The following is a 5537-nucleotide window of genomic DNA, read 5'->3' as shown; positions in this document are numbered from 1 at the left end:
CCGCTCTCGCGTTTCCCTTTCCGGCGGTTCCGACTCTATCAGATCCTTTCGGCGTCTGACTCCCAGTCAGGGGGGTTTGCCTTCCGGGCCGTTGGGCCCTTCCGACGAGTGAGACTTTAGCGGATTCCTGGCTCCCGAGCTAATCGGCGGCCGGCGCCCTTTCGAACGCGGATTCCTCATTTCGCAAATACGCACGCCAATGCAGTCGACACCTGGGCGTCGAATGAGTGGGTGGTGCTTGCGGGATGGCTGTCCGGGGACCGACCGGAGTCGGCGCTCACGTCGGACAACCCGGAGAACACTACGTATCGGTGCGGGGCGTGTCAACCAGCGCCCCCGGAGCACCCCGGAGGCGTACTGTGGACGTCGTGATGACGCGTACGTGTAGCCAGCTCTGGTGGGCCGCCTGACGGCGGCCGTAGTCACGTATGCACTCGACGGCCGCCGCTTCGGCGGCCGTTCTCGTCTCTCCCTCCGGGTCTCGGGGGCCGGCCGCAGGGGCGGCGGTCCCGACCAGAAGGTGGAGTGGAGATGACTCGGGTCTTCAGCGGCATTCAGCCGACCGGGCACCTGACGCTGGGCAACTACCTGGGAGCCATGCGGCGCTGGGCCGAGGTGGACCAGCACCGGGCGGACTCGCTGTTCTGCGTGGTGGACCTGCACGCGCTGACCGTGGACCACGATCCCGCGCGGGTGCGCAGGCTCAGCCGGCAGACGGCCACGCTGCTGCTGGCGTCCGGACTCGACCCCGAGGTGTGCACCGTCTTCCTGCAGAGCCACGTCGACGAGCACGCGCGGCTGTCGTACCTGCTGGAGTGCGTGGCGACCGACGGTGAGATGCGGCGGATGATCCAGTACAAGGAGAAGGCCGCGAAGGAACGGGCGCGCGGTCGCAGCGTGCGGCTGTCGTTGCTGACGTATCCGGTCCTGATGGCGGCGGACATCCTGGCGTACGGCACGGAAGAGGTGCCGGTGGGTGAGGACCAGGCGCAGCACGTGGAGCTGGCCCGGGATGTCGCGGTGCGGTTCAACCAGCGGTACGGACACACGTTCGTGGTGCCGAGGACGACGCTGCCGCAGGTGGCGGCACGGGTGATGAACCTCCAGGACCCGAGGCGGAAGATGGGGAAGTCCGACGACTCGGGAGCCGGGGTCGTCTATCTGCTGGACGAGCCGGACGTGGTGCGCAAGAAGGTGCTGCGGGCCGTGACCGACAGCGGGCGGGAGGTCGTCTACGACCGGGCGGAGCGGCCCGGGATCGCGAACCTGCTGGACATTCTCGCTGCGTGCACGGGTGGGAACCCTGAGTCACTGGCAGCCGTTTACGACTCGTACGGCTCTTTGAAGAAGGACACCGCGGAGGCGGTGGTGGAGGTGCTGCGGCCGGTGCAGGCCAGGCACCGGGAGCTGTGCGCCGATCCGGTGTACGTGGAGGAGGTGCTGCGGGATGGTGCGGAGAAGGCTCGGGCGTCGGCGAGGCCGACGGTCGATGCGGCGTACCGGGCGATCGGGCTGCTGCCACCCGTGACGGAGCCCTCGCTGAGCGCCGTGCGGTAGCCCGGCGGCACCCAGCGGGGGCGGCCGGGTCGGTCCTTGTCAGTCCTTCTTGCCGGAGGCCAGCTCGCGGCTGCGGTCGCGGGCGGCTTCCAGTGCGGCGATGAGGGCGGCCCGCACGCCGTGGTTCTCCAGTTCGCGGATGGCGTTGATCGTGGTGCCGGCCGGGGAGGTGACGTTCTCCCGCAGCTTGACGGGGTGTTCGCCGCTGTCGCGGAGCATCACGGCGGCGCCGATCGCGGACTGGACGATGAGGTCGTGGGCCTTGTCGCGCGGCAGCCCGAGCAGGATGCCCGCGTCGGTCATGGCTTCGACCAGGTAGAAGAAGTAGGCCGGGCCGGAGCCGGACAGCGCGGTGCAGGCGTCCTGCTGGCTCTCGGGGACGCGGAGGGTCTTGCCGACGCCGCCGAAGATCTCCTCGGCGTGCGCGAGGTGTTCCTCGGTGGCGTGGCTGCCGGCGGAGATGACCGACATGGCCTCGTCGACGAGGGCGGGCGTGTTGGTCATGACTCGGACGACGGGAGTGCCCTCCGCGAGGCGCTCCTCGAAGAAGGAAGTGGGGATACCGGCGGCTCCGCTGATGACCAGGCGGTCGGCGGGGAGGTGCGGGGCGAGTTCGTCCAGCAGGCTGCCCATGTCCTGCGGCTTGACCGTGAGGATCAGGGTGCCGGCGGTCTTGGCGGCCTCGGCGTTGCCGACCGTGGCGACTCCGTAGCGGCTGCGGAGTTCCGCGGCGCGTTCGGGACGGCGGGCGGTGACCAGGAGGTCGGCGGGGGACCAGCCGGCCCGGATCATTCCGCTGAGCAGGGCTTCGCCGATCTTGCCGGTGCCGAGGACTGCGACTTTCTGGCTCATGCGGTTCAGTCTGGCACCGGGGCGAGGGGCGCGGGGTCCGCTGTCCGGTGGGCGGAACGGAGCCCGGCGCGGGCGGGGCGGCGGGTTGCGGTGGCCGGGCGGGGCCGCGGTCAGGCCGTCCGTCGTCGGAGCGTCGCCGCTCCGAGGCCCAGGACGAGGACCGCGCAGCCGGCCACGATCGCGACGTCCCGGACGAAGGTCGCGGTGAGGTCGCCGTGGTGGAGGACCTCGTTCATGCCGTCGACGGCGTACGACATCGGCAGGACGTCGGAGAGGGCCTCCAGGACGGGGTGCATGTCGGAACGGGGGGTGAACAGGCCGCAGAGGAGGAGCTGGGGAAAGATCACCGCGGGCATGAACTGGACCGCCTGGAACTCGGAGGCCGCGAAGGCCGAGACGAAGAGGCCGAGGGCTGTGCCGAGCAGGGCGTCGAGGAGGGCGACGAGGAGGAGCAGCCAGGCGGATCCGGTGACGTCGAGGCCGAGGACCCAGACAGCGAGTCCGGTGGCGAGGGCGGACTGGACGACGGCGAGGGCGCCGAAGGCCAGGGCATAGCCGGCGATGATGTCGGCCTTGCCGAGGGGCAGGGCGAGGAGGCGTTCGAGGGTGCCGGAGGTGCGTTCGCGCAGGGTGGCGATGGAGGTGACCAGGAACATCGTGATCAGCGGGAAGACGCCGAGCAGCGAGGCGCCGATGGTGTCGAAGGTGCGGGGGCTCGCGTCGAAGACGTAGCGCAGCAGGATCAGCATCAGGCACGGGATGAGGATCATCAGCGCGATGGTGCGCGGGTCGTGGCGCAGTTGGCGCAGCACCCGGGCCGCGGTGGCGGTGGTGCGGGAGGCGTTCAGCGCGCTGGGGGCGGGGGCCGCCGGGGTGGTCGTGCTCATCGGGTGTTCTCCTTCGTGCGGCTCGCGGCGGCCTCGTCGACCAGGCGGAGGAAGGCGCTCTCGACGGTGTCGGTGCCGGTGCGGGTGCGCAGGGCCTCGGGGGTGTCGTCGGCGAGGACCGCGCCCTCGCGCATGAGCAGCAGGCGGTGGCAGCGCTCGGCCTCGTCCATGACGTGGGAGGAGACGAGGAGGGTGGTGCCGCGGGTGGCGGCGAGGTCGTGGAAGAGGGCCCAGAGGTCTCGGCGCAGGACGGGGTCGAGACCGACGGTCGGTTCGTCCAGGACCAGGAGTTCGGGGGTGCCGAGGAGGGCGACGGCCAGGGAGACGCGGCCGCGCTGGCCGCCGGAGAGGTTGCCGGCGAGGGCGTCGGCGTGGCGGGTGAGGTCGACGTCGGCGATGGCCTGGGTGACGTGCTGGTGGCGGCGCTCGGCTGCGGCCCGGCCGGGGTCGAGGATCGCGGCGAAGTAGTGGAGGTTCTGCCGGACCGTGAGGTCGTCGTAGACGGACGGGGCCTGGGTGACGTAGCCGACGCGGCTGCGCAGGGTGGGGTGGCCGGCCGGCCGGCCGAGGACGTCCAGGGTGCCGGTGACGTTGGCCTGGGTGCCGGCGATCGCCCGCATGAGGGTGGATTTGCCGCAGCCGGAGGGGCCGAGCAGGCCGGTGATCCGGCCGCGGGGGACGGTGAAGCGGAGGTGGTGCAGGACGGTGCGGGGGCCGCGGACGACGGTGAGGTCGTCGGCGTGGACGGCGGGGACGGTGGGGACCTCGGGGGCGGGTGACGGGGGTGGCGGTTCCGTCGCATAATTCATCATGTGATGAATAATTGGCCGGGTGAGGCCGAGGCGTCAAGGGGGTGGGCGGGTGCGGGGCCGTTTCAGGGGGTGCGGGCCACCAGGAGCAGGACGTCGTACGTCTCCTCGACCGTGCCGTCCGGGAAGACCGCGAGGAGGTGGGCGCGCTCCGCCTCCAGGAAGGCGGCCGTGCGTTCCGCCGGGGCGACGAGGAACACCGAGTGGCTGCCGATGTTGGCGAGGCGGGTGTCGACCGGGACGCGGCGGCTCCAGCGGACCGTGCGGCTGGCGAAGGCCAGGCGCCCGCTGGGGTCGACCCGCAGGCCGGGCCTGCCCGGCCGGCCCGCCTCGGCGGCGGCGTCCGGGCCGAGGAAGCGGGCGGCGCGTCGGCCGGCCTCCGCGATCCACGGGACGTCCGGGGCCTCGGTGTTCCACCACAGGGCCAGCGCGCCGCCCGGACGCAGCACGCGCAACGCCTCCGGCACCGAGCGGGCCGGGTCGGTCCAGTGCCAGGACTGGGCGTAGGTGACGAGGTCGGCACGGGCGTCGGCGACGGGGAGGGCGTTGCCGTCGCCGCGGACGAGCGGGACGCCGGGCAGCGCGCGGCGGAACTCGGCGGCCATGCCCGCTCCGGGTTCCACGGCGAGGACGTCGGCGCCGCGGGCGTGCAGGAGGGCGGTGGCGATACCGGTGCCGGCGCCGACGTCCACGGTCCGGGCGCCGGGCAGGGGCCGGTCGGCCAGTTCCTCGACGGCGTCGAGGAGGGCGGGCGGATAGGAGGGGCGGTTCGCGGCGTACTGGGCGGCGGCGGCGTCGAAGGACCCGGCTCGGGCGGCGTGAGAGGGACGCGGGCCGGCGGGCCACGGCTGGGCGGCGGTCATGGGGCCCTGTCTACGGCACCGCCGCCCGCGTCGTACCCGTTTCCGGCCGCTACCGGCGGCGCTTCTTCCGGGACGGGTCGCCGGTGCGGCGGGTGGTGCGGCGTTCGTGGGCCTCGCGGGCCTTCTCGTACTCCGCGCGGTGCAGTTTCTCGCCGGGTGCCTCGGTGAGGGAGCGGAAGAAGTAGGCGAGGAGGGAGCCGACGAAGCCGATGGCGAGCAGGCCGCGCAGACTGGCCTGGCGCTGCGGGTCGTGGCGCTTGTCGAAGCCCTCCCAGGTGTTGCGGAAGGCGAGCGCGCTGCAGATCGCGAACATGGCGACGACCAGCACGGTCACGAAGGAACCGGTCTCGGCGATCCGGATGCCCTGGTAGGCGAAGCGCAGCACCAGGCAGGACACGGCCGCGGCGGCGAGGGACCCGGCGGCCACGCCGGCGCGGCGGGCCGCGTAGCCGTGGTCGTGGTGCACCCACGACGTGCCGAAGAAGCGCAGCGGTTCGGGGCGGGGGCCGTCGCCCGGGGCCACCTGGCCGCCCTGGGCGACCTCGCCGCCCGGGGCCGCCCCGCCGTCC

General features: G+C 72.7%; 6 protein-coding genes. 1 reads left to right on the top strand and 5 read right to left on the bottom strand.

Annotated features, from left to right (window positions below):
• Positions 1 to 531: 531 nt before the first annotated feature.
• Positions 532 to 1557 (top strand): tryptophan--tRNA ligase, encoded by a 1026-nt coding sequence (gene trpS / locus IE312_RS15990; protein WP_189982268.1) that lies wholly within the window; start codon positions 532 to 534, stop codon positions 1555 to 1557.
• A 39-nt stretch (positions 1558 to 1596) separates the two neighbouring features.
• Here the strand turns inward: trpS and proC are convergent, their stop codons facing one another.
• From proC to IE312_RS15965, 5 genes are all read right to left on the bottom strand, one after another.
• A complete protein-coding gene (proC, locus tag IE312_RS15985; RefSeq protein WP_189982266.1) occupies positions 1597 to 2409 on the bottom strand; it encodes a pyrroline-5-carboxylate reductase in 813 nt (270 codons plus the stop codon).
• 110 nt (positions 2410 to 2519) lie between these two features.
• A complete protein-coding gene (locus tag IE312_RS15980; protein WP_189982264.1) occupies positions 2520 to 3296 on the bottom strand; it encodes an ABC transporter permease in 777 nt (258 codons plus the stop codon).
• Entirely contained in the window at positions 3293 to 4108 is an 816-nt protein-coding gene (locus IE312_RS15975; RefSeq protein WP_189982261.1) for an ABC transporter ATP-binding protein, read from the bottom strand. The genes IE312_RS15980 and IE312_RS15975 overlap by 4 nt, the downstream gene beginning before the upstream one ends.
• Before the next feature lie 62 nt (positions 4109 to 4170).
• Entirely contained in the window at positions 4171 to 4968 is a 798-nt protein-coding gene (locus IE312_RS15970) for a class I SAM-dependent methyltransferase (RefSeq protein ID WP_189982259.1), read from the bottom strand.
• 49 nt (positions 4969 to 5017) lie between these two features.
• Positions 5018 to 5491: an EamA/RhaT family transporter gene (locus IE312_RS15965; RefSeq protein WP_189982305.1), complete on the bottom strand. Its 474-nt coding sequence runs from the start codon at positions 5489 to 5491 to the stop codon at positions 5018 to 5020.
• Between the last annotated feature and the right edge of the window lie 46 nt (positions 5492 to 5537).

The sequence above is a fragment of the Streptomyces capoamus genome (genome assembly GCF_014654935.1).
GTDB classification, from domain to species: Bacteria; Actinomycetota; Actinomycetes; order Streptomycetales; family Streptomycetaceae; genus Streptomyces; species Streptomyces capoamus.
Note: the sequence above shows the minus strand (reverse complement) of the source record. Positions and strands in the feature narration are given on the sequence as shown.